At 72.7% G+C, this 25,387-nt stretch carries 23 protein-coding genes; 18 read left to right on the top strand and 5 right to left on the bottom strand.

The features are described 5' to 3' along the window. The first annotated feature begins 15 nt into the window (after positions 1-15). Both AB0898_RS12390 and AB0898_RS12385 read left to right on the top strand, forming a co-directional pair. Positions 16-930 carry a HipA family kinase gene (locus tag AB0898_RS12390; protein WP_366802834.1) on the top strand — a complete coding sequence of 305 codons (915 nt, stop codon included), beginning with the start codon at positions 16-18 and terminating at the stop codon, positions 928-930. A gap of 64 nt (positions 931-994) precedes the next feature. Next, on the top strand, positions 995-1,294 hold the full coding sequence (locus AB0898_RS12385) for a SelT/SelW/SelH family protein (protein WP_366802833.1): 300 nt from the start codon (positions 995-997) through the stop codon (positions 1,292-1,294). 15 nt (positions 1,295-1,309) lie between these two features. On the opposite strand, the gene aceB is transcribed toward AB0898_RS12385, so the two are convergent. Next, the gene (gene aceB, locus AB0898_RS12380; protein WP_366802832.1) at positions 1,310-2,935 is read right to left on the bottom strand and encodes a malate synthase A; all 1,626 of its coding nucleotides are present in this window, start codon (positions 2,933-2,935) and stop codon (positions 1,310-1,312) included. Positions 2,936-3,051: 116 nt separating this feature from the next. Here aceB and AB0898_RS12375 point away from each other — a divergent pair, with 116 nt between their 5' ends. Next, positions 3,052-3,429, top strand: coding sequence for a hypothetical protein (locus tag AB0898_RS12375; RefSeq protein ID WP_366802831.1), 378 nt, complete (start codon positions 3,052-3,054; stop codon positions 3,427-3,429). Here the strand turns inward: AB0898_RS12375 and AB0898_RS12370 are convergent, their stop codons facing one another. Beyond that, positions 3,430-4,041, bottom strand: a complete 612-nt coding sequence (locus AB0898_RS12370) for a nucleotidyltransferase family protein (RefSeq protein ID WP_366802830.1) — start codon at positions 4,039-4,041, stop codon at positions 3,430-3,432. It abuts the gene before it with no gap. Between the two features lie 179 nt (positions 4,042-4,220). Here AB0898_RS12370 and AB0898_RS12365 point away from each other — a divergent pair, with 179 nt between their 5' ends. The 3 genes from AB0898_RS12365 (at position 4,221) to alc (ending at position 7,785) form a co-directional block, all read left to right on the top strand. Then, positions 4,221-5,243 carry a DMT family transporter gene (locus AB0898_RS12365; protein WP_366802829.1) on the top strand — a complete coding sequence of 341 codons (1,023 nt, stop codon included), beginning with the start codon at positions 4,221-4,223 and terminating at the stop codon, positions 5,241-5,243. A gap of 71 nt (positions 5,244-5,314) precedes the next feature. After that, positions 5,315-6,646: an allantoinase AllB gene (allB, locus tag AB0898_RS12360; RefSeq protein WP_366802828.1), complete on the top strand. Its 1,332-nt coding sequence runs from the start codon at positions 5,315-5,317 to the stop codon at positions 6,644-6,646. 26 nt (positions 6,647-6,672) lie between these two features. Beyond that, positions 6,673-7,785 (top strand): allantoicase, encoded by a 1,113-nt coding sequence (gene alc / locus AB0898_RS12355; RefSeq protein WP_366802827.1) that lies wholly within the window; start codon positions 6,673-6,675, stop codon positions 7,783-7,785. 27 nt (positions 7,786-7,812) lie between these two features. Here the strand turns inward: alc and AB0898_RS12350 are convergent, their stop codons facing one another. After that, on the bottom strand, positions 7,813-8,460 hold the full coding sequence (locus AB0898_RS12350) for a TetR/AcrR family transcriptional regulator (RefSeq protein ID WP_366802826.1): 648 nt from the start codon (positions 8,458-8,460) through the stop codon (positions 7,813-7,815). Positions 8,461-8,597: 137 nt separating this feature from the next. Here AB0898_RS12350 and AB0898_RS12345 point away from each other — a divergent pair, with 137 nt between their 5' ends. After that, positions 8,598-10,073: a DHA2 family efflux MFS transporter permease subunit gene (locus tag AB0898_RS12345; protein WP_366802825.1), complete on the top strand. Its 1,476-nt coding sequence runs from the start codon at positions 8,598-8,600 to the stop codon at positions 10,071-10,073. Between the two features lie 176 nt (positions 10,074-10,249). On the opposite strand, the gene AB0898_RS12340 is transcribed toward AB0898_RS12345, so the two are convergent. Further along, a complete protein-coding gene (locus AB0898_RS12340; protein WP_366802824.1) occupies positions 10,250-10,735 on the bottom strand; it encodes a nuclear transport factor 2 family protein in 486 nt (161 codons plus the stop codon). A gap of 192 nt (positions 10,736-10,927) precedes the next feature. Between AB0898_RS12340 and AB0898_RS12335 the strand changes: the two genes are divergently transcribed. The 3 genes from AB0898_RS12335 (at position 10,928) to AB0898_RS12325 (ending at position 12,691) form a co-directional block, all read left to right on the top strand. After that, positions 10,928-11,554 carry a dihydrofolate reductase family protein gene (locus AB0898_RS12335; protein WP_366802823.1) on the top strand — a complete coding sequence of 209 codons (627 nt, stop codon included), beginning with the start codon at positions 10,928-10,930 and terminating at the stop codon, positions 11,552-11,554. Positions 11,555-11,695: 141 nt separating this feature from the next. Beyond that, complete coding sequence (locus AB0898_RS12330) at positions 11,696-12,091, top strand: ribonuclease domain-containing protein (RefSeq protein ID WP_366802822.1); 396 nt, start codon at positions 11,696-11,698, stop codon at positions 12,089-12,091. Between the two features lie 114 nt (positions 12,092-12,205). After that, positions 12,206-12,691 carry a hypothetical protein gene (locus tag AB0898_RS12325; RefSeq protein WP_366802821.1) on the top strand — a complete coding sequence of 162 codons (486 nt, stop codon included), beginning with the start codon at positions 12,206-12,208 and terminating at the stop codon, positions 12,689-12,691. 77 nt (positions 12,692-12,768) lie between these two features. Here the strand turns inward: AB0898_RS12325 and AB0898_RS12320 are convergent, their stop codons facing one another. Beyond that, complete coding sequence (locus AB0898_RS12320) at positions 12,769-13,809, bottom strand: Gfo/Idh/MocA family oxidoreductase (RefSeq protein WP_366802820.1); 1,041 nt, start codon at positions 13,807-13,809, stop codon at positions 12,769-12,771. A gap of 117 nt (positions 13,810-13,926) precedes the next feature. Here AB0898_RS12320 and AB0898_RS12315 point away from each other — a divergent pair, with 117 nt between their 5' ends. The 8 genes from AB0898_RS12315 to AB0898_RS12280 all read left to right on the top strand — a co-directional run bounded on the left by AB0898_RS12315 (position 13,927) and on the right by AB0898_RS12280 (position 25,384). Next, positions 13,927-14,676: a GntR family transcriptional regulator gene (locus AB0898_RS12315; protein WP_366802956.1), complete on the top strand. Its 750-nt coding sequence runs from the start codon at positions 13,927-13,929 to the stop codon at positions 14,674-14,676. Positions 14,677-14,890: 214 nt separating this feature from the next. Continuing rightward, complete coding sequence (locus AB0898_RS12310) at positions 14,891-15,907, top strand: sugar ABC transporter substrate-binding protein (RefSeq protein WP_366802819.1); 1,017 nt, start codon at positions 14,891-14,893, stop codon at positions 15,905-15,907. Next, positions 15,904-16,971 carry an ABC transporter permease gene (locus AB0898_RS12305; RefSeq protein WP_366802818.1) on the top strand — a complete coding sequence of 356 codons (1,068 nt, stop codon included), beginning with the start codon at positions 15,904-15,906 and terminating at the stop codon, positions 16,969-16,971. Before AB0898_RS12310 ends, AB0898_RS12305 begins: the two co-directional genes overlap by 4 nt. Continuing rightward, positions 16,968-17,759 carry an ATP-binding cassette domain-containing protein gene (locus tag AB0898_RS12300; RefSeq protein ID WP_366802817.1) on the top strand — a complete coding sequence of 264 codons (792 nt, stop codon included), beginning with the start codon at positions 16,968-16,970 and terminating at the stop codon, positions 17,757-17,759. Before AB0898_RS12305 ends, AB0898_RS12300 begins: the two co-directional genes overlap by 4 nt. A gap of 99 nt (positions 17,760-17,858) precedes the next feature. After that, positions 17,859-19,004 carry an ROK family glucokinase gene (locus AB0898_RS12295; protein ID WP_199584556.1) on the top strand — a complete coding sequence of 382 codons (1,146 nt, stop codon included), beginning with the start codon at positions 17,859-17,861 and terminating at the stop codon, positions 19,002-19,004. Next, entirely contained in the window at positions 19,001-19,582 is a 582-nt protein-coding gene (locus AB0898_RS12290) for a sugar kinase (RefSeq protein WP_366802816.1), read from the top strand. Before AB0898_RS12295 ends, AB0898_RS12290 begins: the two co-directional genes overlap by 4 nt. A gap of 118 nt (positions 19,583-19,700) precedes the next feature. After that, positions 19,701-22,556: a DEAD/DEAH box helicase gene (locus tag AB0898_RS12285; RefSeq protein WP_366802815.1), complete on the top strand. Its 2,856-nt coding sequence runs from the start codon at positions 19,701-19,703 to the stop codon at positions 22,554-22,556. Between the two features lie 1,040 nt (positions 22,557-23,596). After that, entirely contained in the window at positions 23,597-25,384 is a 1,788-nt protein-coding gene (locus AB0898_RS12280; protein ID WP_366802814.1) for an SWIM zinc finger family protein, read from the top strand. Positions 25,385-25,387: the final 3 nt, after the last annotated feature.

The following is a 25,387-nucleotide window of genomic DNA, read 5'->3' as shown; positions in this document are numbered from 1 at the left end:
TCTAGGCTGGCCGGTGTGCTGCGCGAGGTGACCGCCGTCCGATACGTGACCCCGTTGCGGTCCGGCGGCTCCGTACCCGGAGTCGTCGAGGCCGACGACCTGGGTACCTATGTCGTGAAATTCACCGGCTCCGCCCAGGGACACAAGGCCCTGGTCGCCGAGGTGATCGTCGGGGAGCTGGCCCGCGCGCTCGGGCTGCGCTTCCCCGAACTGGTCCTGGTGCACTTCGACCCGGCGATCGCCGCCGACGAGCCGCACCAGGAGGTACGCGAGCTGCACGGCGCCAGCGCGGGTGTGAACCTCGGCATGGACTATCTCTCCGGCGCCGTCGACCTCACCCCCGAGCTGGCCCGGGACTTCCCCGTGGACCCGCTGGAGGCGGGCCGGATCGTCTGGCTGGACGCGCTCACCGCCAACGTGGACCGCACCGTCCACAGCTCCAACCTGATGCTCTGGCCCACGCGCGGCACCGTGCCCCCGCGCCTGTGGCTCATCGACCACGGCGCCGCCCTCGTCTTCCACCACCGCTGGGACACCACCGCACCCGGCAAGAAGTACGACTTCCGCCACCACGCCCTCGGCGTCTACGGCCCCGACGTACGGGCCGCCGACGCCGAACTGGCCCCGCTGGTGACCGAGGAGCTGCTGCGCCGCGTCGTCGCCGAGGTGCCGGACGCCTGGCTCGCCGAGGACGCGGGCTTCGCGACGCCGGACGACGTGCGCGCCGCCTATGTCGACTACCTGCTCGACCGGGTCCGGCTGTCCGCGCAGTGGCTCCCCACCGAGTTCCCCAGCCGCGAGGAGATCGCGGCCGAGAACGCCGCCCGCGCGGAGCGCACCCAGCGGGGGCGTCCGGACTGGCTCAAGGCGGTGCCCGATCTGCACGGCAGACCGGCGGCGGAACAGGATTGGTCGGTGCATCTCCAATGACCGGCGCGTTTACGGTGATCGGCGCGTCCGCAGTGTCCGGCGTATGCGCGATGAAGGGACCGCGATGAGCCATCGTGTCGTGATCGAGTACTGCACCCAGTGCCGCTGGCTGCCCCGCGCGGCCTGGCTGGCACAGGAGCTGCTCACCACCTTCGAGAGCGAGCTGACCGAGCTCTCGCTCAAGCCCGGCACCGGCGGCGTCTTCGTCGTCCGGGTGGACGACGAGGTGGTCTGGGACCGCCGCGAGCAGGGCTTCCCCGAACCCACGGCGGTCAAGCGGCTGGTCCGCGACCGGGTGGCCCCGGGGCGCTCCCTCGGCCACTCGGACAAGGGCGGCGATCCGGCCCCCGAGGCCAGTTCCTGAGCTCAGCCCCTGATTTCAGCCCCTGAGGTGCCGATAGGCCGGCAGCGTCAGAAAGTCGGCGTACTCCGCGTCCAGGGCCACCTGGAGGAAGAGATCGTGCGCCTCCTGCCAGCGTCCCGCAGCGAAGGTCTCCTCGCCCAACTCCTCCCGGATGGCGTTCAGTTCACCGGCCGCGACCGAGCGCACCAGCTCGGCCGTCGCCCGCTCGCCGTTCTCGAACTCCACGCCCGCGTTGATCCACTGCCAGATCTGCGAGCGCGAGATCTCCGCCGTGGCCGCGTCCTCCATCAGGTGGAAGATGGCCACCGCGCCGAGCCCCCGCAGCCACGCCTCGATGTAACGGACGCCCACCTGAACGGCGTTGACGAGCCCGCCGTACGTCGGCCGCGCCTCCAGCGTCCCGACCGCCAGCAGATCGGCCCCCGTCACCCGGACATCCTCACGCAGCCGGTCCTTCTGGTGCGGGCGCTCCCCGAGCACCTTGTCGAAGGACTCCAGGGCGATCGGCACCAGGTCCGGATGCGCCACCCACGAACCGTCGAAACCGTCCCCCGCCTCACGGTCCTTGTCCGCGCGCACCTTCTCGAAGGCGACCCGGTTGACCTCCGCGTCCTTGCGGGACGGGATGAACGCCGCCATGCCGCCGATCGCGTGCGCGCCCCGCTTGTGGCAGGTGCGGACGAGGAGTTCGGTGTACGCCCGCATGAACGGCGCGGTCATCGTGACGGCGTTGCGGTCCGGGAGCACGAACTCGGGCCCCGCGTCACGGAAGTTCTTGATGATCGAGAAGAGGTAGTCCCAGCGGCCCGCGTTCAACCCCGAGGCGTGCTCGCGGAGTTCGTAGAGGATCTCCTCCATCTCGAAGGCCGCGGTGATGGTCTCGATCAGCACGGTGGCGCGTACGGTGCCGCGCGGCACGCCCAGATACTCCTGCGCGCACACGAACACGTCGTTCCACAGCCGGGCTTCGAGGTGCGACTCGGTCTTCGGCAGGTAGAAGTACGGCCCCTTGCCGAGGTCGAGCAGCCGCCGTGTGTTGTGGAAGAAGTACAGCCCGAAGTCCACGAGCGCGCCGGGCAGCGGGGTGCCGTCGGCGCCGACGAGATGCCGCTCGTCCAGATGCCAGCCGCGCGGCCGCATCACGACGGTCGCCAACTCCCCGTCGGGGCGCAGCGCGTACGACTTGCCGGTGCGCTCGTCCGTGAAGTCCACGCGGCGGGCGTAGGCGTCCTTCAGGTTGAGCTGGCCGAGGACCACGTTCTCCCAGGTGGGCGCCGAGGCGTCCTCGAAGTCGGCCAGCCAGATCCGGGCGCCGGAGTTCAGCGCGTTCACCGTCATCCGGCGGTCGGTGGGGCCGGTGATCTCCACCCGGCGGTCCTCCAGCGCGGGCGGCGCCGGGGCCACCCGCCAGGACTCGTCCGCGCGCACGTCCGCCGTCTCCGGCGGGAAGTCCAGCGTGCCGGTCCGCGCGATCTCCTCCCGCCGCCGGGCCCGCCGCGCCAGCAGCTCGTCCCGCCGGGGAGTGAAGCGCCGGTGCAGCTCCCCGAGAAACGCCAGCGCCTCCCCGGTCAGCACCTCCTCCTGCCGGGGCAGCGGCGGAGCGTCCACGACCGTGGGCGGGGACGACGCGGGTGCGGACATGAGCGGTCACTTCCTCAACTCACGGACGGTCGCTTCTGAGATGCGGATCGTAGGTTTTTCCCGGGGGAACCTCAACGGGTGGGGGATTCTCGGCGGGGCGTGAGATCGTCGTGACCATGATCGAGTCCTGGGTGATCGCCGACGACGGCACCGCTCCGGTGGCGGCCGAGACGGTTCGGGAGGCTCTCCGGGCGCGGATCGGCCGCGGGCGGCTTGAGACATGGCTGGTCGCTTCGTCCGGCCGCTTCTTGGCGGTGCTGACGAACACCGAGCGGGCCATGGTCATGCTGCTCGCGGAGGAGGGTGACCCCGGCGAGCACGCCGTGGACCCGGAAGCCCCGGGGTCGAGTGCCGGGTTCGTGTCGGCCAACGGGCAGCACGACACGTACCCGGACGAGGACACCGTGCCCCTCGGGGAGGCGTTGGACATCGTGGAGCACATCGTCCGCCACGGGACGTGGCCCCCGGGCGCGCACCGGGTCTCCGATCGCTGATCACCGCAGCCGGTCCAGGTCCGCCTCGGTGTCGATGTCGTACGCCTCCGCCACGTCCCCGCACTCCACGAGCCGGATTTCCGCCGCGTGCTCCCGCAGATAGGCCCGCGCGCCCCGGTCGCCGGTGGCGGTCGCCGCGACGCCCGGCCAGTGGGCGGCGCCGAGGAGCACCGGGTGGCCGCGCAGACCGTCGTAGGCCGCCGACGCGAGGGAGTGCTCGTCCTCGAAGGCGGCCAGCACCCGGGCGGCCGCCGCCGGGCCGATGCCCGGCTGGTCGACCAGGCCCACCAGAGCCCCGCGCGCCCCCGTTCCCGCGAGGGAGCGGAGGCCGGCGCGCAGGGAGGAGCCCATGCCCTCGGGCCAGTCGGGGTTCTCCACGAGGACGCAGCCGTCGAGACGGGCACGCTCGCGGACCTCGGCCGCCCGCGCGCCCAGCACCACGTGGACCCGTGCGCATCCGGCCGCGCGCAGCGCCCCGGCCGCGTGCTCGACCAGGGGGCGCCCCCGGTACGGCAGCAGCGCCTTGGGGCGGCCGCCGAGCCGGCTGCCCCCGCCGGCGGCGAGGAGCAGACCGGCGATGCCGGGGTGGGGGGCCTGCGGGGTCGGGGTCATGCGTCCTGCATACCCGGCGAACGGAGCCCATGTCCCGCCCGGGGAGCGGATGTCCCCTCAGGTCACCGCCCCCGCGTCCGCCGAGTGATCTTTGTCACCGGGGCGCGCGCCGCCGGCTCCTTGTGGCGCCGCCCTTCCGAAGTCGATCTTTATGGGCCGCCCACACCCCGGAGAAGCTCATGCCCACCGCCCCCGCCGCCCCCGGCTCCCGCAGAGCCTGGCTGACCGACGGTCCCGTACTGCTGGTCGCCGTCGTCTGGGGCTCCAGCTATCTGGCCACCAAGAACATCACGCGTGAAGACACCGTCATCACCCTGCTCCTGCTGCGCTTCCTCATCGCCGTCCCGCTCCTCGGCCTCGTGGCGCGGCGCGCGCTGCGGCGGCTGACGGCGCGTGAGCTGGGCGGCGGAGGCGCCCTGGGGCTGATCCTCGCCGCCGTCTTCCTGCTGGAGACCTACGGCGTCGTCCACACCTCGGCGACCAACGCCGGGCTGATCATCAGCCTGACCATGGTCTTCACCCCGCTCGCCGAGGCCGCCCTCAACCGCACCCCGCCCAGCCGGTCCTTCCTGGCCGCGGCCGCGCTCTCCCTGCTCGGCGTCGCCCTGCTCACCCAGGGCACCGGCTTCACCGCGCCCTCCCTCGGCGACCTGCTCATGCTGCTGGCGGCCGTCACCCGTACGGTCAACGTTCTGCTGATCCACCGGCTCCCCGCCGTACGGAACACCGACGACGCGGCGCTCACGTTCGTCCAACTGGCCACCGCCGTCGCCGTGTTCGCGCTCCTGACCCCGATGGGCGGAACCGGGCCGTGGCAGCTGGCGGCGTCCTTCACCGGCGCCCAGTGGGTCAACCTGCTCTACCTGTCCGTCATGTGCACCCTGTTCGCCTTCTTCGTCCAGCTGTGGGCCGTACGGCGAAGCTCCCCCTCCCGCGTGAGCCTCCTCCAGGGCACCGAACCCCTGTGGGCCGCCGTCATCGGCGTCGCGCTCGGCGGCGACCACCCCGGCGCCCTCGGCTATCTGGGCGCCGTCCTTGTACTCGCCGGAACGACCTGGGGCCGCCGCGCGGCCGAACACCGTCCCGCGCCCGAACACCACCTCGCGCCCGAACACCGCCCCGCGACCGACGCGCGGCCGCCACACCCCCGCACCCTTGACGCCGCACCGCCCGCCATGAAGACTCCTTCAACAGAACGTTGAATTCCGTTACATGGGCGTACATCCCGTTTCCGGAATGTGAACCGCCTGGTCGACGACCGAGAGGGGTCCGGGTGTCCGACGCCGAGCTGGCGCTGCGTTCGACGCGCGTCGTCACGCCGGAGGGGACACGGGCCGCCACGGTCACCGTCGCCGCCGGGACCGTCACCGCCGTGCTGCCCTACGACGCACGGCTCCCGGGCGCGACCCGGCTGGAGGAGCTGGGCGACCACGCGCTGCTCCCCGGCCTGGTCGACACCCATGTGCACGTCAACGACCCCGGCCGGGCGGAGTGGGAAGGTTTCCGCACCGCCACCCGGGCGGCGGCGGCCGGGGGGATCACCACCCTCGTGGACATGCCGCTCAACTCCCTTCCGCCGACCACCACTACGGCCCACCTGGACACCAAGAGGGCGGCCGCACAGGGCCGTACACACATCGACGTCGGCTTCTGGGGCGGCGCGCTGCCCGGCAACGTCAAGGATCTGCGTCCGCTGCACGAGGCGGGGGTGTTCGGCTTCAAGGCGTTCCTGTCACCGTCCGGCGTGGAGGAGTTCCCGCACCTGGACAAGGAGCAACTGGCCCGTACGCTCGCGGAGATCGCCGGATTCGACGGTCTGCTGATCGTGCACGCCGAGGACCCGGCCCGGCTCGCCGACACCCCAGCCGGGACGGCCTACGCGGGCTTCCTCGCCTCCCGTCCGCACGCCGCCGAGACCGAGGCCATCGCCCGACTGATCGAGCAGGCACGACGGTTGAACGCCCGCGTCCACGTCCTCCACCTCTCCTCCGCCGCCGCGCTCCCGCTGATCACCGCAGCCAGGGCCGAGGGCGTCCGGCTCACCGTGGAGACCTGCCCGCACTACCTCACCCTCACCGCCGAGGAAGTCCCGGACGGCGCCAGCGAGTTCAAGTGCTGCCCGCCCATCCGCGAGGCCGCCAACCAGGACCTGCTCTGGCAGGCGCTCGCGGACGGCACGATCGACTGCGTGGTCACCGACCACTCCCCGTCCACCGCCGACCTCAAGACGACGGACTTCGCCACCGCCTGGGGCGGCATCTCCGGCCTCCAGCTGAGCCTTCCGGCGGTGTGGACCGAGGCGCGCCGCCGGGGCCACGGCCTCGCCGACGTGGTCCGCTGGATGTCCGCGCGCACCGCCGCCCTGGCTGGCCTCGACCGCAAGGGCGCCATCGCGCCCGGCCGCGACGCCGACTTCACCGTCCTCGCCCCCGAGGAGACCTTCACCGTGGACCCGGCCCGGCTCCAGCACCGCAACCCGGTCACCGCGTACGCGGGCCGGACGCTGCACGGCGTGGTCAGGTCGACCTGGCTGCGCGGTGAACGGGTTTACGCGGAAGGGGAGTTCACCGAGCCGAGCGGCCGCCTGCTCACCCGTACCCGATGAACTCCCGTGTCAGCGAAAGGAATCCAGTGACGGCGCCCCGATTCACCGGCCCCGCGGCCCCGTTCGGCGGCGGCGACCCCTACGCCGACTACCGCACCGCCGACTTCCCCTTCACGGCGTACACCGACCTCGCCGACCGGCGGCTCGGCGCGGGGGTCGTCGCGGCGAACGACGAGTTCTTCGCCGATCGGGAGAACCTGCTCACGCCCGGCCGGGCCGCCTTCGACCCCGAGCGGTTCGGCCACAAGGGCAAGGTCATGGACGGCTGGGAGACCCGGCGGCGGCGCGGCACGGACGCCGGGCACCCCTGGCCCGCCGCCGAGGACCACGACTGGGCGCTGATCCGCCTCGGCGCGCCCGGGGTGATCCGGGGAGTCGTCGTCGACACCGCCCACTTCCGGGGCAACCACCCCGAGGCCGTCTCCGTCGAGGCCGCCTCCGTGCCCGGCACTCCGTCGCCGGAGCAGCTCCTCGGCGACGACGTGAAGTGGACGACGCTCGTCCCGCGCACCCCCGTCGGCGGCCACGCGGCCAACGGTTTCGCGGTGTCCGCACGGCAGTGCTTCACCCATCTGCGCCTCAACCAGCACCCCGACGGCGGAATCGCCCGGCTGCGCGTGTACGGCGAGGTCGTACCGGACCCGTCCTGGCTCGCGGCGCTCGGCACCTTCGACGTGGTCGCTCTGGAGAACGGCGGGCGCGTCGAGGACGCCTCCGACCTCTTCTACTCCCCGGCCGCCCACACCGTCCTGCCGGGCCGCTCCCGCCGGATGGACGAGGGCTGGGAGACCCGCCGCCGCCGCGACCGGGGCCACGACTGGATCACCTACCGCCTCGCCGCCCAGGCGGAGATCCGCGCGGTGGAGATCGACACGGCGTATCTGAAGGGCAACAGCGCGGGGTGGGCGTCGGTTTCGGTGCGGGACGGCGAGGACGCCGACTGGGCCGAACTCCTGCCCCGTATACGGCTCCAGCCGGACACCCTCCACCGCTTCGTCCTGCCGGCCCCGGCGGTCGGGACGCACGCGCGGGTGGACATCTATCCGGACGGCGGGATCTCCCGGCTGCGCCTCCACGGCTCGCTCACGGAGGCGGGGGCCGCCCAACTCGCCGCGCGGTACCGGGAGCTGGGTGGCTGAGCCGCCCAGCCGTAACGGCTGGGCGCGTCACTCCGCCGCGTAGGCCCGCAGGAACGTGTCCACGGCCGCCTCCGCCAGCGCCCGCATCTCCGCCGTGCCCGGCTTGCGCGTGCCGAGGCGGGAGCGGGTCTCCAGCGGTCCGGTGATCAGGGCGAGCAACTGCTCGGCGGCCAGGGCGGGTTCGCAGGGCCGCAGCCGTCCGGAGAGGGTGAGCCGGGCGAGCCGGTCCGCCATGGCCTCGGCGATGCGCACCGAGGTGAGGTCCTGGACGGCCTCGATCAGGTCGGGGAAGCGGGTCACCTGCGCGTAGGTCAGCCGGCGCAGGGAGCGGGAGCGGGCGTCGCAGCAGGAGCGCACCAGCTGGTACGCGACCTCGTTCAGCGTCGCGCGCAGGTCGTCGCCCGGGGAGCGCATCCGGTCGAGCACCGCGATGTTGCGCTCCATCACCGTCCGCGCCGCGTCCGTGAGGGTCTCCCGGAACAGGGTCTCCTTGTCCGCGAAGTGGTTGTACACGGTCGGCTTGGCGACCTTCGCCCGCTCGGCGATCTCCTGCACCAGCGCGTTCGCGTACCCGTGTTCCGCGAAGACGTCGAAGGCCGCGCCGAGGATCGCCCGCCGCTTGTCGATGCGGCCGCGTGGGGCCGTCCGCGCTTGCGTCGCCGCTGCTGATGCCATGGGTCCAGGGTAGCCGCCGACGGCTCGGGCCCTACCCGTCGGTGCAGTCTTCCGAACTCACGTGTTTTCCTACTCGCGAGGTTGGTAAATTGAACCCGCAGGTTCATTTTCACAGGCGACCGAGTCGGGAGACGACGATGACCACCCCCTTGGACGACAGGCTCGACCCGGCCTTACGGCGGATGATCGGTGTCATCCTCATCGGCGGGATCATGGGCATCCTCGACGGGTCGATGACCGCCGTGGCCGTGGACACCCTGTCCACCCGCTTCGGCGCCTCGCTCAGCACGACCGGCTGGGTGTCGACCGGCTACCTCCTGGCGCTGACCGTGACCATCCCCGTCACCGCGTGGGCGGTGGACCGGGTCGGCGGCAGACGCCTGTGGCTGTCCGGCCTCGTGCTGTTCATGGCCGGATCGGTCGCCTCGGGCCTCGCCTGGAACATCGGCAGCCTCATCGTCTTCCGGGTGGTGCAGGGCGTAGGCGCCGGGATTCTCGACCCGCTGATGCTCACCCTGCTGGCCCGCGCCGCCGGACCCGCCCGGGTCGGCCGGGTGATGGGCGTGATGGGGATCGTCGGCTCGACCGGACCGGTGCTCGGGCCGATCGTCGGCGGGGTCATCCTGCAAGGCCTCGACTGGCGCTGGATGTTCTTCGTCAACGTGCCGATCGTGATCGTCGCCTTCGCCCTGGCGCGGCGCACCCTGCCCGCCGACCCGCCCGAGGGGCACGCGGCGGCCGGACGCCTGGACGTCCTGGGCGTGGCCCTGATCGGCCCCGGCGTCGCGACCGGCGTGCTCGCGCTGTCGGAGCTCGCCCGGCGCGGCTCGTTCACCACCTGGCAGGTGCTGCTCCCGCTGGCCGTCGCCGTCGTACTGCTCGCCGGGTACGCGGTCCACGCGCTGACCGCCCGTACGGCGCCACCGCTGATCGACCTCCGGCTCTTCACCCGGGGCGGCTTCACCGCGAGCGTCGTCGCGGCCGGCGTGCTGGGGCTCGCCACGTTCGCGAGCATCTTCGTGATCCCGCTGTACTACCAACAGGTGCGCGGATACGGCGTGTTCGAGTCCGGGCTGCGGCTGGCGCCCTTCGGTGCCGGCTCCGCGCTGGTGATGCCGCTCGCGGGACGGCTGTCCGACCGCTGGGGCTCGCGCAACCTCGCCCTGGCCGGCGCGGCGGTCGCCCTGCTCAGCTCGCTGGCGTTCAGCCGGTTCGACGCGCACACCGCCCAACTGTGGCCGCTCCTGGCCGCGTTCACCCTCGGCATCGGCACGGGTTCGGCGGGCGCCCCGGTGATCGGCTCGGTGTACCGGACCCTGCCGCCGAGGCTCGTTCCGCAGGGCAGTTCCGTGCTCTACATGCTCAATCAGCTCGGCGCCTCGATCGGCATCGCCGTGGTCGCGCTGCTCATGCAGGACGCGGGCGCGGACGATCCCCGGTCCGGGTTCCACCACGCGTACCTGGCGGTCGGGTCGGCGCTGGCCGTGATGATCGCCGCCGCCCTCTTCATCCCGGGACGCGCGGTGGCGGCACCCGAGCGGGCGCCTGCCGGACACCAGGAGAACGTCAGCGGTGGGGGCGCGCGGCCGGTGGAAACAGATCGCCTCGGATAAAGAGACTGCGGCCGTGCGTGAACCTCTCCGTGCGGGGCTGGACCTCTGGGAGCAGATATTCGTTCCGGACCACCGGTGACAATTGTTCGGAAACATCGGAGAAGGAAATTCGGATACCTCGGTGACGGTTTTCGAATGTCACCGTCTCCGGGAAAACGCGGTGCCCGGAAAAAGCCCTACACCGGCCCCGTCCCTGCCGCGACCAGCCCCGCCACCGGTGCCACATGACGGCGGCTGATGAGCCAGCGGCCGTCCTCCTGTTCGAAGTCGTCCTCCACGAGGCCGACCACGGTCCAGTCGGCGGGGCGGGGGCGGCCGTCGGGGGTGCGGGTGGTGCTCCAGTGCCAGACCGTGGCGTAGGCCTGCAGGTGGGGGCGGCCGTCGGGCCATTCGATGAGGGTCTGGCCGAGGACGTGGGCGACCGTGGGCTCGCGCCGCCAACGGCTGCCCGCCGACATGAAGGCGGTGAATTCGTCGCGGCCGTGGAAGCGCTGGGTGGGCCCCGGCATCACGTCGTACTCGATCAGGGCGTCCTTGGTGAAGCAGTCGACGAGCTGTCCGTACCGGCCCGTGTCCACCAGCCGGAAGAATTTATAAAAGGTCCGGTAGATTTCCCGCTCCGCCGCGATGGTGGCGAGAAGATCGTCGTTCGTGGAGGCCATGTCGGTCCTTTCTGGGCCGCCGGACGAGTTTCCGTTCATGATGCCACGGAATTCCCGGACCGTGGAATAGAAGTCAGCGATTTCCGGACCTTCCGTTCCGGACCGATGAGTTGCGGGCCGGGCGGCGGTCTGCACCGTTGACAACGGCGGCCCCTCGCCGCCGGCGGACCCGGCACCGGAAGAAGGCACCTCATGGCCCAGCTCGTCTCCACCGTCTTCGTCAGCCTGGACGGCGTGTACCAGGGGCCCGGCGGCCCGCAGGAGGACACCAGCGGCGGCTTCGGCCAGGGCGGCTGGACCGTCCCGTTCTCCGACCCGGACTTCGGCGAGTTCATCACCGGGGTCTTCGAGAACCCCGGCGCCTTCCTGCTCGGCCGGCACACCTACGACATCTTCGCCGCGTACTGGCCGCAGGTGACCGACCCCGACCACCTGATCGCGGCGAAGCTCAACGGCCTCCCCAAGTACGTCGTCTCCGCCACCCTCCGGGACCCCGCCTGGAACCGGACCACCGTGCTCTCCGGCGACCTGGCCAAGGAGGTCCGCGCGCTGAAGGAGAGCACCGAGGGGGAGCTCCAGATCCACGGCAGCGGCGCCCTGGTCCGCGCCCTGGTCAACCTCCGCCTGCTCGACACCCTCCACCTCGCGACCTTCCCCGTCGTCCTCGGCGCGGGCCGCCGCCTCTTCGCGGAGGGCGCCGTACCCACCCGCTTCCGCCACACCGCGGGGCGCGTCACGAGTACGGGCGTCTCCCTCCAGACGTACGACCTGGCGGGCGACCCCGAGTACGGGAGTTTCGAGCTGTCCGACGAGGCGTGAGGCGCTGCCCCGCGCCGTGCGAGAGGGGGCCGGAAGGTCCCCTCGGGGGAGGTTAACTTCCCGAGAACTCATGGGACCTGACGGGAAAATCCACATCTTTGTCATTGACATGCCCACGTCTACGCGCGTCATCATGAGGGCATGAGATTCCCCCCACGAACGTCTCGCCTCGGCGCCGCCGCCGCGCTGCTCTCGGCACTCCTCGTCGGCGGTACGGTCGCCACCGGCACGGCGGAAGCGGCCACCGCGTCCACCGGCAGCATCTGCTACGGCGACCTGCCCTCGCAGGCCTACGACACCCTGGAACTCATCGACCAGGGCGGCCCGTTCCCGTACTCGCAGGACGGCGTCGTCTTCCAGAACCGGGAAGGCGTCCTGCCCGGCCAGTCGTCCGGCTACTACCACGAATACACCGTCAAGACGCCGGGCGAGTCCACGCGCGGCGCCCGGCGCATCGTCACCGGCAAGGCGTACGAGGAGGACTACTACACCTCCGACCACTACGCCACGTTCGACCTGATCGACTTCGGCTGCTGACCCACCCCCACACGACCCGCCCGGCGACCCTTCCCCCCACACCAGGGGTCGCCGGGCGGGTCCGTGGCCGCTCGCCTGCCGTAGGGAACCTCGCCGCGAGAGGAGAGCCGGCCGATGCCCGACAAGGACGCCAGAGGCGTGTTCGACCGATGTGCCGGAGCGGTGGAAGCCGCACCCGTCGCCCTCGGCCAGGTGCTGTACCGGTTCGTTCTCAGGAACTCCGCCAAGGGGAGGCGGTCGGCGGACTTCCAGGCGGATCTGACGTCCTGGCTGCGGCGGTCCCAGCGGGGTGAGTGTGCTGCCGGGGAGGCGTACGACATGTTCTCCCTCGCGGCTGCCCACTGGGCCTTCCTGGCGGCGCTCGGGATCGTGTCGGGGATGTTCCTCGATCACCTCTTCGGCGTCTCGTTCGCGGCCGTACTCGCCGTCACGCTCTCCGTGTTCCCCGCGTTCTGCCTGCTCTCCGCGGCCGACGCGGTGAGGGCGAGGCGCAGCCGCGAGAACCTCACGTACCGCCCGATCGCCCGGCGGTGGGTCATTCCCGTCGTGGCGTCGATGTCGCTGCCGGCGGTCTGGCGTGTGCTCCTCGCCGGGTGGTGAGGGGGGCGTGGCGGGAGCCCCGCGGCCGTCGGTGCGGCGACCGGAATCGCCGCGCCGACGACGGGAAGGGGCCGCCCCTACACCCTGAGCGCGTCCCCTTCGTAGGGCGTCCCGAGCCGGTCCGGGACCTCCGCCAGGGCCACCGCACGCCGCTCGCGGCGCGACGTCTCGCACGCCTCCGCGATGCGCAGGGCGTGGAGGGCCTCGCGGCCGTCGCAGGGGTTGGGGAGTTCGCCCCGGACCACCTCCACGAAGGCGCGCAGTTCGGCCTCGTAGGCGGAGCCGAAGCGCTCGAAGAAGCCGCCCCACGGCTTGTCGCAGGGGGGAGGTCCGGTCGGTTCGGTGGAGGCGACCGGGGTGCGGTCGTCCAGGCCGACCACGACGGTGTCCCGTTCCCCGGCCAGTTCCATGCGGACGTCGTAGCCCGCGCCGTTCAGCCGGGTCGCGGTCGCGGTCGCGAGGGTGCCGTCGTCCAGGGTGAGGACCGCCGCCCCGGTGTCCACGTCACCAGCCGCGCGGAACATCGGCGGCCCGGCGTCCGAACCGCTGGCGTAGACGTCGGTCACCTCGCGCCCCGTCACCCAGCGCAGGACGTCGAAGTCGTGGATCAGGGTGTCCCGGAACAGTCCGCCGGACAGCGGCAGCCACTCCGGCGGGGGCGGGGACTGGTCCGAGGTCAGCGCCCGCACCGTGTGCAGGCGCCCGAGTCTGCCGGAGCGCACCGCCTCGCGCGCGCCCACGTAGCCGGCGTCGAAGCGCCGCTGGAAGCCCATCTGGAGCACCGTGCCGGCGGCCTCGACCTCCGCGAGGGCGTTCAGGGTGCCGGGCAGGTCGAGCGCGATCGGCTTCTCGCAGAACACCGGAAGACCCGAGCGGGCCGCCCGCCCGATCAGCTCCGCGTGCGCGGACGTCGCCGTGGTGATCACCACCGCGTCCACGCCCCACTGGAAGACCTCGTCCACCCCGGGCGCCGCCGTCTCGCCCAGACGGTGCGCCAACTCCTGTGCCCGTAACGGATTCGAGTCCGTCAGGATGAGCGATCCGACCTCCCTGTGGCGGCTGAGCGTGTTCGCGTGGATGGTGCCGATGCGGCCCGTACCGATGACCCCGATGCGCATGGAAACAAAGTGGAGGGCCGTCCTGTACTTGTCAATCAGTATGTCCGGACAATCTGACTTCACGACTTCCCGTCAACCGGGCACCGGACTACGCTCAAGCCCGTGCCGAAACCAGATGTGGACCCGACCGTCGCGCTCGACCTCCGTGTGGACCGCGGCTCCCCGGTGCCGCTGTACTTCCAGCTCTCGCAGCAGCTGGAGGCCGCCATCGAGCGCGGCGCGCTCACCCCGGGCAGCCTGCTGGGCAACGAGATCGAGCTGGCCGCGCGGCTCGGCCTGTCCCGCCCCACCGTCCGCCAGGCCATCCAGTCCCTGGTCGACAAGGGGCTCCTGGTGCGCCGCCGGGGCGTCGGCACCCAGGTCGTGCACAGCCAGGTCAAGCGCCCGCTGGAGCTGAGCAGCCTCTACGACGACCTGGAGGCGGCCGGGCAGCGCCCCGCCACCAAGGTGCTCGTCAACACCATGGTGCCCGCGTCCACCGAGATCGCCGCCGCGCTCGGACTGCCCGAGGGCACCGACGTCCACCGCGTCGAGCGGCTGCGCCTCGCGCACGGCGAGCCGATGGCGTACCTCGTCAACCATCTGCCGCCCGGTCTCCTCGATCTCGACACCGCCCGCCTGGAGGCCACCGGCCTCTACCGGATGATGCGCGCGGCCGGGATCACCCTGCACAGCGCCCGCCAGTCCATCGGCGCGCGCGGCGCCACCCCGGGCGAGGCGGAACGGCTCACCGAGGCCGAGGGCGCCCCCCTGCTCACCATGAGACGCGCCACGTACGACGACACCGGACGCGCCGTCGAGTACGGCGACCATGTGTACCGTCCGGCCCGCTACTCCTTCGAATTCCAGCTCCTCGTGCGGTCCTGACCGGCCCGGATTCCGGCCCTTGCATGTGTCTGGATGTCCGGACAAAGTGACCGTAATGGGTGCCCCGGGCATGTAACGAGTGTTCCGTATGTTCGATACTGAAGTGTTTGGGGCAGGTGACGGCGCCGCCGGGACGAACCGACGGAGTGCTCGCCCGCCCCTCTCGCATGTTGGAGCACGGTCCAGTTACGCACGCAAGAAGGAGCACGGCCTCGTGGCACGGTTTCGGACCCGGGTGGGCACGGCGATGGCAGGGGCACTCGGTGTGATCGCCTGTCTGTCGCTCGCCGCTTGCAGCAGCACCGGCGGCAAGCGGGCCGAGGACGCCCGCAAGGCGGCGGTGGCCCAGGGCAGGTCGGCGGTGAACACCCCCCGCTGGACCTTCGCGATGATCACCCACTCCGGAGACGGCGACACCTTCTGGGACATCGTGCAGAGCGGCGCCAAGCAGGCCGCGATCAAGGACAACGTCAATTTCCTGTACTCGCACGACGACGAGGCCCAGCAGCAGGCGCAGCTGGTCGACGCCGCCGTGGACAAGAAGGTCGACGGCATCATCGTCACCCTCGCCAAGCCCGACGCGCTCAAGGCGGCGGTCGCCCGCGCCGAGAAGGCCGGCATCCCGGTGATCACGGTGAACTCCGGGTCCGCCGACTCCAAGAAGTTCGGCGCCCTCACCCACGTCGGCCAGGACGAGACCATCGCCGGCGAGGCCGTCGGCGACGAGCTGAACAAGCGCGGCCGCGAGAAGGCCCTGTGCGTCCTGCACGAACAGGGCAACGTCGGCCATGAACAGCGCTGCGACGGCGTCGCCAAGACCTTCCACGGCACCGTGCGGAAGCTCTACGTCAACGGCACGAACATGCCCGACGTGCAGTCCGCGATCGAGGCCAAGCTCCAGGCCGACCGCTCCGTGGACGCCGTCGTCACCCTGGGCGCGCCCTACGCCGACACCGCCGCCAAGGCCAGGCAGGACGCGGGCAGCAAGGCCGAGATCGACACCTTCGACCTCAACGCCAAGGTCGCCGCCGAGCTGAAGGACGGCACCCTCGGCTTCGCCGTCGACCAGCAGCCCTACCTCCAGGGCTACGAGGCGATCGACCTGCTGTGGCTGTACAAGTACAACGGCGACATGCTCGGCGGCGGCAAGCCCGTCCTGACCGGTCCGCAGATCATCACCAAGGACCAGGCCGGCGCGCTCGCCGAGTACACCCAGCGGGGCACCCGATGAGCGTGAACACCGAGGCCGCGGCTCCGGCCGGACCCGACGGCCCGTCCGCCGACGAACGCCTGCTGCGGACCTCCCCGCTGCGCAAGCTGCTCGCCCGGCCCGAGCTGGGCTCGGTCGTCGGCGCGCTCGCCGTCTTCGTGTTCTTCGCATGCGTCGCCGACGGCTTCCTGCACGCGTCGAGCCTGAGCACGGTCCTCTACGCCTCCTCGACCATCGGCATCATGGCGGTGCCCGTGGCCCTGCTGATGATCGGCGGCGAGTTCGACCTGTCGGCGGGCGTCATGGTGACGTCCTCCGCGCTGATCTCCTCGATGTTCAGCTATCAGATGACGGCGAACGTCTGGGTCGGCGCGGGCGTGTCGCTGCTGGTCACGCTCGCGGTCGGCGCCTTCAACGGCTTCATGCTGACCCGCACCAAACTGCCCAGCTTCATCGTCACGCTCGGCACCTTCCTGATGCTGACCGGCATGAACCTCGGCTTCACCAAGCTGATCGACGGCACGGTCTCCACCAAGACCATCGCCGACATGGAGGGCTTCCCCAGCGCCCGCGCCGTCTTCGCCTCGACGCTCACCGTCGGGGGCGTCGACTTCAAGGTGACCATCCTGTGGTGGCTCGCCCTCGTCGCCGTCGCCTCCTGGGTGCTGCTGCGCACCCGCGTCGGCAACTGGATCTTCGCCGTCGGCGGCAACGCGGACGCGGCACGCGCGGTCGGTGTGCCCGTCGCCAAGACCAAGATCGGCCTGTACATGGGCGTCGCCTTCGGCGCCTGGGTCTCCGGCCAGCACCTGCTCTTCTCCTTCGACGCCGTCCAGTCCGGCGAGGGCGTCGGCAACGAGCTGATCTACATCATCGCGGCCGTCATCGGCGGCTGCCTGATCACCGGCGGCTACGGCAGCGCCGTCGGCTCGGCGGTCGGCGCGCTCCTGTTCGGCATGACCAGCAAGGGCATCGTCTTCGCCGAGTGGAACCCCGACTGGTTCAAGTTCTTCCTCGGAGCGATGCTCCTCCTCGCGACCCTGCTCAACACCTGGGTCCGCAAGCGTGCGGAGGCCACGAAATGACCGTGACCGAAGAGCGCGTGCCGCTCGTCGAGCTGACCGACGTCAGCAAGCACTACGGCAACGTCCGCGCCTTGGAGGGCGTCTCCCTGGAGGTCCACGCCGGGGAGATCACCTGCGTCCTCGGCGACAACGGCGCGGGCAAGTCCACCCTCATCAAGATGATCGCGGGACTGCACCGCCACGACGGCGGCACCCTGCGCGTCGAGGGCGAGGAGACCCGGCTCGCCTCCCCGCGCGACGCCCTGGACCGGGGCATCGCCACCGTCTACCAGGACCTCGCCGTCGTCTCCCTGATGCCGGTCTGGCGGAACTTCTTCCTCGGCTCCGAGCCGCACAAGGGCAAGGGCCCCTTCCGCCGCCTGGACATCGAGCACATGCGCCGCACCACCCGCGCCGAACTGCTCCGCATGGGCATCGACCTGCGCGACGTGGACCAGCCCATCGGCACCCTCTCCGGCGGCGAGCGCCAGTGCGTCGCCATCGCCCGTGCCGTCCACTTCGGCGCCAAGGTCCTCGTCCTGGACGAGCCGACCGCCGCACTGGGCGTCAAGCAGTCCGGTGTGGTCCTCAAATATGTGGCCGCCGCACGCGACGAGGGCCTCGGCGTCGTGCTGATCACCCACAACCCGCACCACGCGTACCTGGTCGGCGACCGGTTCGTGCTGCTGCGGCGCGGCACCATGGTGGGCAATCACACACGCGACGAGATCACCCTGGACGAGCTGACCAAGCAGATGGCGGGCGGCGCCGACCTCGACGCCCTGGTGCACGAACTCCAGCGCGACTGACGGGGGCGGGGAGCACGCGCGCGGCCTCCATGGTCGCGCGCGCTCCCTTATCCCGCCTTGACACCACGTACCTCGCCCGTTGAGGCAGAATCGACGACGATGAGCACCTACCGCGACCTCACGGCCCCCATCGGTTCCCGCCGAGCGCCCGTACTGCGGACCGTCGGCACCCGGGAACGCCGTTCGCATCTCACGGCTCCCCGCGTGCCCACCGTCGGCATCGACATCGGCGGCACCAAGGTCATGGCGGGCGTCGTGGACGCCGACGGCAACATCCTGGAGAAGCTCCGCACGGAGACCCCGGACAAGTCCAAGAGCCCCAAGGTCGTCGAGGACACCATCGTCGAACTGGTCCTGGACCTCTCCGACCGGCACGACGTGCACGCCGTCGGCATCGGCGCGGCCGGCTGGGTCGACGCCGACCGCAACCGGGTGCTCTTCGCCCCCCACCTGTCCTGGCGCAACGAACCGCTGCGCGACCGCCTCTCCGGCCGCCTCTCGGTGCCGGTCCTGGTCGACAACGACGCCAACACCGCCGCCTGGGCCGAGTGGCGCTTCGGCGCCGGACGCGGCGAGGACCACCTCGTCATGATCACCCTCGGCACCGGCATCGGCGGCGCCATCCTGGAGGACGGCCAGGTCAAGCGGGGCAAGTTCGGCGTCGCGGGCGAGTTCGGCCATATGCAGGTCGTGCCCGGCGGACACCGCTGCCCGTGCGGCAACCGCGGCTGCTGGGAGCAGTACAGCTCGGGCAACGCGCTCGTCCGCGAGGCCAAGGAGCTGGCCGCCGCCGACTCGCCGGTCGCCTACGGCATCATCGAGCACGTCAAGGGCCAGATCGGCGACATCTCCGGGCCCATGATCACGGAGCTGGCCCGCGAGGGCGACGCGATGTGCATCGAGCTGCTCCAGGACATCGGCCAGTGGCTCGGCGTCGGCATCGCCAACCTCGCCGCCGCCCTCGACCCCTCCTGCTTCGTCATCGGCGGCGGCGTCAGCGCCGCCGACGACCTGCTCATCGGCCCCGCCCGCGACGCCTTCAAGCGCCAGCTCACCGGGCGCGGCTACCGCCCCGAGGCCCGCATCGCCCGCGCCCAGCTCGGCCCCGAGGCCGGCATGGTCGGCGCCGCCGACCTCGCCCGCCTGGTCGCCCGCCGCTTCCGCCGCGCCAAGCGCCGCCGGGTCGAGCGCCACGAACGCTACGAGCGGTACGTCCAGGGCCGCCGCGACCGGGACACCGCATGACCACCTCGCTGCCGCACCAGGCGGCGTCCCCGGACACCGCGCACGCCCCCGCCGAGGACCCCGGCCACCGCGTCCGGCGCCGCGCCCTCACGCTGCTGATCATCGTGCTGCTCATCGGCGTACCGGCGGGCTATCTGGTGATCTCCGCCAACCAGAGCCGCGACAGCGGCAAGGACAAGGAGGCGAAGTACTCGGCCACCGGCCTCACCCCGGGCTGGCCCTCCAAGGTGCAGCGCCGCCTCTACCAGATGGCCGTCCCGCGCCCCGCCGACTACATCGCCTACTACGAGACCAACAACTGGAAGACCAGCCGGCTCTACGTGCAGTTCCAGACCAACGAAGCCGGCCTGGACACCTTCCTCGCCACCATGGGCGTACGCCGCGACGCGCTGAAGAAGGGCGCCCTCACCATCGGCGCCCGCGACCGCAAGGTCTCCGGCTGGAACTTCGCCGGCCCCGGCCCCTGGGTCGGCCTGGCCCGCACGCAGAAGAACCCCGCCCCCACCCGGGACGTGGTCGTGAACATGTCCAACCCGCAGTACCCGATGGTCTACGCGGTCTCGCGCACGGTGCCGTGACCCGGGCCCGGCCGGCACGGTGACCTGGGCTTCTGTGGCCTCCGGGGCCGATTGTCAGACCCCGCCCGTACAGTCGGAGACAACTGGTCCGACACACGGGCGGGAGGTGACAGGACGTATGGACGGCGGCACGGCCGTGCTGAGCGAGCGCGCGTACTCCGAGGCGATCGGGGGCCGGATTCCGGCGTACCTCGCCACCCTCTACCTGCCCGCACCCCTGCCCCGCGAGGGCCGGATCGCCCTCTGGTCGCCCGACGGCACCCCGCTGCCCGAGCCGGAGGGCTCCGGGGGCACGGTCACCGAGCTGACCGTCGTACGCCGCCAGGGCGCGACCGTACGGCGCCGCCAGGTACCCGCGCTGACCCTGCCGCTCATGGACGCCCTGCCCCTGCTGGCAGGCGCCCGGCATGACACCGCCGCCCACCCCGCCACCGTCTGCTGGGGCGCCGCCGCGCTGCACGCCCTGCGCCTGGCCGCCCGGGGCCGGCTGCTGCCCGGCCTCACCCCGGGCGGGTACGACGCCTGGCGCGCGGGCCCGCTGGAGCCCGACGACATCGCGCACCTGCGCGCCATCGCCGCCGCGCTGCCCGCCGAGGGCCACGCGGTGCCGCTGCCCGGCGAGGGCCCGCTCCGGCTGCCCGCACCCGAGGCCCTGGTCCGCTCCTTCCTGGACGCGGTCGCCGACACCCTGCCCCGCACCCCCGCCGCCCCGCACACCGGCGGCCGCCCCTTCGCCGCCCGCGAACCCCAGCCCCTGCCCGGCGCCCACGACTGGGCGGCCGAGGTCGCCGCGGGCATGGACGCGGGCGTCCGCATCTCGCTGCGCCTGGACCTGTCGGCGTACGCCGTCTTCGACGCCGGGGACGACGGATCGCGCGCGGCGGGCGCGGCCGTCGTCCAGGTCCACAGCCTGGCCGACCCCACCCTGGTCGCGGACGCGGCGGCCCTGTGGGCGGGGGAGGCGGACGATGCCTTCGGACCCCGCGCGCGTGTGGACGCCGCCCTCGCCGTACGGCGCGCGGCCCGCGTGTGGGCGCCCCTGGAACGGCTGGCCGAGCGCGACACCCCTGACGTGCTCGCGCTGACGGAGGAGGAGGTGAGCGACCTGCTCGGGACCGCGGCCGGCCGGCTCTCCGCCGCCGGGGTCGCCGTGCACTGGCCGCGTGACCTCGCCCACGACCTCAGCGCCTCCGCCGTCGTCCGCCCCGCGCCCGGCTCGGCCACCGACGGCACCGGCTTCTTCGACAGCGAGGACCTGCTCCAGTTCCGCTGGCAGCTCGCGCTCGGCGGCGACCCGCTCAGCGAGGCCGAGATGGACGCCCTCGCGGAGGCCCACCGTCCCGTCGTACGGCTCCGGGACCGCTGGGTGCTGGTCGACCCCGCGCTGGTCCGCAAGGCCCGCAAGCGCGAACTCGGGCTGCTCGACCCGGTCGACGCGCTCTCCGTCGCCCTCACCGGCACCGCCGAGGTGGACGGCGAGACCGTGGAGGCCGTCCCCACCGGCGCCCTCGCCGCCCTGCGCGACCGCCTCACCGCCGGACTCGCCCCCGCCGAGCCGCCGCCAGGCCTGGACGCCACCCTCCGCGACTACCAGCTGCGCGGGCTGGCCTGGCTCGACCTCATGACCTCGCTCGGCCTCGGCGGCTGCCTCGCCGACGACATGGGCCTCGGCAAGACCGTCACCCTCATCGCCCTGCACCTCAAGCGCGCCCGCCCGGAACCCACCCTCGTGGTCTGCCCCGCCTCCCTCCTCGGCAACTGGCAGCGCGAGATCAACCGCTTCGCCCCCGGCGTCCCCGTCCGCCGCTTCCACGGCGCCGACCGCACGCTGGAGGGCCTGACCGGCGGCTTCGTCCTCACCACCTACGGCACGATGCGCTCGGCCGCCGAACAGCTCGCGGACCGCTCCTGGGGCATGGTCGTCGCCGACGAGGCCCAGCACGTGAAGAACCCGTACTCCGCGACCGCCAAGGCGCTGCGCACCATCGGCGCCCCCGCGCGCGTGGCGCTCACCGGCACCCCCGTCGAGAACAACCTCTCCGAGCTGTGGGCCCTGCTCGACTGGACCACCCCCGGACTCCTCGGCCCCCTCCAGTCGTTCCGCGCCCGGCACGCGCGCGCGGTGGAGAACGGCGAGGACCAGGAGGCCGCCGAGCGCCTGGCCCGCCTGGTGCGGCCGTTCCTGCTGCGCCGCAAGAAGTCCGACCCCGGCATCGTCCCCGAACTGCCGCCCAAGACCGAGACCGACCACCCGGTGCCGCTCGGCCGCGAACAGGCCGCGCTGTACGAGGCGGTGGTCCGCGAGTCCATGGCGGCCATCGAGTCCGCCGACGGCATCGCCCGGCGCGGACTGGTCCTCAAGCTGCTCGGCGCGCTGAAGCAGATCTGCGACCACCCCGCGCTGTACCTCAAGGAGGGCACGTCCCGCCCGGACGGCCTCGCCGCCCGCTCCGGCAAACTCGCCCTCCTCGACGAACTGCTCGACACCGTGCTCGCCGAGGACGGCTCGGTGCTCGTCTTCACCCAGTACGTCGGCATGGCCCAGCTGATCACCGCCCACCTCGGCGCCCGCGCGGTCCCCGTGGACCTGCTGCACGGCGGCACCCCCGTGCCCGAGCGCGAGCGCATGGTCGACCGCTTCCAGGCCGGCGAGACCCCGGTCCTGGTCCTCTCCCTCAAGGCCGCCGGCACCGGCCTCAACCTCACCCGCGCGGGCCATGTCGTCCACTTCGACCGCTGGTGGAACCCCGCCGTCGAGGACCAGGCCACCGACCGCGCCTACCGCATCGGCCAGACCCAGCCCGTCCAGGTCCACCGCCTGGTCACCGAGGGCACGGTGGAGGACCGCATCGCCGAGATGCTCACCGCCAAGCGGGCCCTCGCCGACGCCATCCTCGGCTCCGGCGAGGCCGCCCTCACCGAACTCACCGACCGCGAACTGTCCGACCTGGTCTCGCTGCGGAGGCCGTCATGACGGAACAGAGTCCTGCGGAGGCTGCGCGGAGGGCGTTGCGGGAGGCCCGGGAGAAGAAGGCGTCGGGTGCGGGGGAGGAGGGCACGCGGGCATCGGCTTCCCGGCCCTCGGAGCCTTCGCGCGCCGAGGAGCCCGGTGGGTCGTCCCGGGCTGGTGAGTCGTCCCGGACCGGTGAGTCCTCCCGAGCCGGTGGGTCGTCTCGGACTGGTGGGTCGACCCGAGGTGGTGGGTCGTTCCGGACCGGTGAGTCGCCCCGAGCCGGTGGGTCGTTCCGGACCGGTGAGTCCACCCGAGGCGACGAGCCCGTCCGGACGGGTGAGTCCTCCCCGTCTGGTGAACCGTCTCCGGCGGGGGAGCGCGGTGAGCCCGTCCGGGCCGGGGACATCGCGCGAGCGGCCCTCCGTGCCGCCGTCACCCAGCGGCTGAGCGGGAACGCCCGCGCGGCGGAGCGGCCGGTGGCCGAAGCGGGGGACGCTGCCGTCGGTTCGGCAGCGAGTACGGCCCCTGGCCCAGAGGCTGGCGGGGCGGCCGCTGGCCCCGAGCCCGAAGGCGCCGGCCCCGGCCCGAGGCCGGACGGCGTCGGCACCGGCCGAGCGGTCGATGGCTCCGCTGGTGCGGGGTCCGAAGATGTTGCCCCCGTGCCGGGGGCTGAAGGCGGCGGTTCCAGTTCGGGCGCGGTCGGTGCCGCTCCTGGGCTGAGGGCGGATGGTGTCGGTCCCGGCCCAGCTGTTGATGGCTCCGCTGGTGCGGGGTCTGAAGGCGTAGCCCCCGTGCTGGGGGCTGAAGGCATCGGTTCCAGTCCGGATGTGGCTGGCGCTGCTCCTGGCCAGAGGCCGGACGGTGTCGGTCCCGGTCGAGTGGTCGATGGCGCCCCTGGTGCGGGGGCCGAAGATGCTGCCCCCGTAGCAGGGGCTGAAAGCGTCGGCACCGGCCGTGTGGTCGGTGGACCCGGCACTTCGGGGGGCGAAGGCGCTGCCCGCGTACCCGGCGCTGATGGGGCTGCCCCCGGCCCGCGTACGGCCGACCCCGTACCTGGACCGGTGCCGGAAGGCCCCGACCCCACCTCCCGTCCGCCGGCGGACGCCGTACCCACCGGCCGAGGGGCTGATGGAGCGACGGACTCGGAGGCCGGGCACGCCACCACCGCCCAGCCGACCGCCGAAGGCGACCCCGCCGGGGAAGCCCCTGCTCCCGCAGCCCACCCAACCACCACCCCGCTCTCCACCACCCGCCGCCCCGGCGACGCAGCCCGCGAGGCGTTGCGTGCCGCGCGGGCGGAGGCGCTTCGTGTTCAGGTGGAGGAGGAGAAGCGGCGGCCGGCGCGGAAGCCGGTGCGCAAGGCGCCGGTCGCTCCCGCCGAGGGGACGCCCGCAGCCGCTCGGGCTCAAGTGGTCCGTGAGGTAAGGGACTTCCTCGCGACCGCCTTCCGCATGCCCACTTGGGAGGACACCCCGGAAGAGGCCGAGGAGGCCACGGAGGCCGAAACCCCCGCCCCGGAGCCGGAGTTCGCGCGCCCCGAGCCCGTCCGGCCGGAGCCCGCGCACGCGACCCCGCATGTCCCCGCCACCATGGCGACCCCCCACCGCGACAACGAACTCCGCCGCACCTTCCCCGCGTTCGCGCCTCGCGGGGAGACCGACGGGTTCGCCGACACCTGGTGGGGCAACGCCTGGGTGGAGGCGCTGGAGCGGGGCGCGCTGGACGCCAAGCGGCTGGCGCGCGGCCGGGGTTACGCGGACGCGGGCCACGTGGACGCGATCACCGTGACACCGGGTCAGGTGCTGGCGTACGTGAGGGGAAGCCGCCCCCGGCCCTACCGCGTGCACATCACCCTGCCCACGCTCCAGGACGCGGACTGGGAGCGGTTCCTGAACGCCGCCGTGGAGAGCCCGGGCCACATCGCCGCGCTGCTCGACAAGGAGCTGCCCCACACCCTGGCGGACTGCGGCGCACCCCTGCTGCCGGGCCCCGCCGAGCTGAGGCCCCGGTGCAACTGCCCCGACTCGGGCCACCCCTGCAAGCACGCGGCCGCGCTCTGCTACCAGACGGCACGTCTGCTGGACGCCGACCCCTTCGTACTGCTCCTGCTGCGCGGCCGGGGTGAGCGCGAGCTGCTGGACACGCTGTCCCGCCGCAGCGCCGCCCACGCGGCCCGCACCGCCCGGGAGGGCCGGGCCACGGACCTGCCCGGCGTACGGGCCACGGAGGCGCTCGCCGAGCGGCGACTGCCGCCCCCGCCCCCGCCGTTGCCCGCGCCCGCGCACCCGGAGCAGCCCCCGGTGTACCCGGCGGCCCCCGGCGGCCCCGACCCCTTCGCGCTGGACCAGCTGGCCACCGACGCCGCCGCCCGCGCGCACGCCCTGCTCACCACCGGCCGCGACCCGGTGGGCGGTCTGACCCTGTGGCAGGACGCGGTGCGCCTCGCCGCCGCCCGCCCCGGCTCCGGTCTGACCGCCGCGACCCGCGCGCTGTACGCCACGCTGGCCTCGGCGGCCGGCCGTACCCCCGCCGACCTGGCCCGTGCGGTGGCCGCCTGGCGGCAGGGCGGCCTCGCGGGACTGGACGTCCTGGAGGAGCCGTGGAACCCGCCGGCGGGCCGCTTCGACCGCGCGCGCCCGCTGCTGATCGCCGCCGGACTGCCCCCGTTCCGCCCCTGGCACAACCACCTCACGCACCCGCTCGGCCATGTCCAGCTCCGCTTCGGCCAGGACGGCCTCTGGTACGCCTACGAGTCCGAGCCGGACCGCGCCGACTGGTGGCCCCGGGGCACCCCCGCCCTCGACCCGGTGGACGCCCTCACCGGCCTGGACGCCCTGGCCGGCCTCTGACCC

This window comes from Streptomyces sp. NPDC005435, assembly GCF_040703155.1.
Classification (GTDB): domain Bacteria; phylum Actinomycetota; class Actinomycetes; order Streptomycetales; family Streptomycetaceae; genus Streptomyces.
Note: the sequence above shows the minus strand (reverse complement) of the source record. Positions and strands in the feature narration are given on the sequence as shown.